The 1,273-nt window shown below is 42.7% G+C and carries 1 protein-coding gene; it reads right to left on the bottom strand.

The genetic code is table 11. The features are described from left to right. Positions 1-59: 59 nt before the first annotated feature. A protein-coding gene (locus tag ACLI09_RS17995) for an IS3 family transposase (protein WP_411421030.1) occupies positions 60-1,207 on the bottom strand; the annotation gives its coding sequence in 2 pieces (ribosomal slippage) (positions 60-946 and positions 946-1,207; 1,149 coding nt in all). Between the last annotated feature and the right edge of the window lie 66 nt (positions 1,208-1,273).

Genomic DNA, 1,273 nt, shown 5'->3' on the forward strand with positions numbered 1-1,273 from the left:
TGTAGGCTTCCCCTTTTTAGTACGCTTTAAAAGTATAAAAAATACTGATATTTCTAATCTTATGTTTCCAACAGTTGATGAGCTGAGTTTAGCGAAGGCGTAGCCGTAGCGGAACGAGGCTCATCAACTGTATTGTTTTTTATCCTATAGGCTGCCGGACTGATTCCTCCTAATGCATCATGAGGCCTGTGGTTATTGTAGTCCTGAACCCACTGGTGGCTGACTTCCCTTATATCATCAATGCTTTCAAAAAGATATGCATCAAGTACATTTTCCCTGTAGGTTTTGTTGAAGCGTTCTATCAGGGCATTTTGGGTTGGCTTCCCGGGCTGGGTATATTTAAATTCTATTTCCATTACCACACTCCATTCCTGGGCTAATTTAGCAACAAATTCCGGCCCATTATCCATTCGTATTTTTTTAGGCTTACCGTGGCGGTTTATAAGGTGTTTTAAAACCCATATTACCCTGCTGCTTTTGAGTGAATAATCTGTTTCAATAAATAAAACCTCTCTGTTGTAATCGTCAATTACATTAAAGCTGCGGAACTTCCTGCCGTCTGCAAGGCTGTCGCTCATAAAGTCAATGCTCCAGGTATGGGCAAAGACCCCGGGGATAACAATAGCTTCCTTTACCCTTGCAGGCAAACGTTTTTTTATCTTCCTGCGCAAAGGGAGTCCCAGTTGCTTGTACACTCTGTGCAGGCGTTTGTGGTTTATTTTATCACCACTATTGCGCATGCGATAATAACACTTCCAAAAACCTTCCCGGGGATGGTCTTTTGCAAAGCCTTCAAGGCGTTTTATAAGCTGGGCATCATCTTTTACTGACAGGTAAGACAAACTGCTTCGGCTGGTTTGTAAGAGGCGGCAAGCCTTGCTTTTGCCGTTGTGGAAAACACTAACCAGGTCGGTTACTATAGCTCTTTTATGGCAAGGCTTTAGAGCTTTTTTTCGATGATATACCTGGCCATGTCCAATTCCAGGGCAAGGTCGGCATACATGCGCTTGAGTTTTGCGTTTTCTTCCTCAAGGGCTTTTACACGCTTGAGCTCGCTGGCTTCCATGCCACCATAGCGCTGGCGCCATTTGTAAAAGGTAGCTTTGCTGACACCATGCTCACGACTTATGGTATCAACATCTTTGCCTGATTCAAATTCCTTCAGAATCTTGGCAATCTGCGTAGGTGTGAATTTACTGGTCTTCATAATTACAGTTTTAAAGTTAATAAAAATTCTACTTTTAAACTGTACTGTTTTTGGGGGAGCTTACAA

The sequence above is a fragment of the Flavobacterium sp. RHBU_24 genome (assembly GCF_046613695.1).
Taxonomy (GTDB): Bacteria; Bacteroidota; Bacteroidia; order Flavobacteriales; family Flavobacteriaceae; genus Flavobacterium.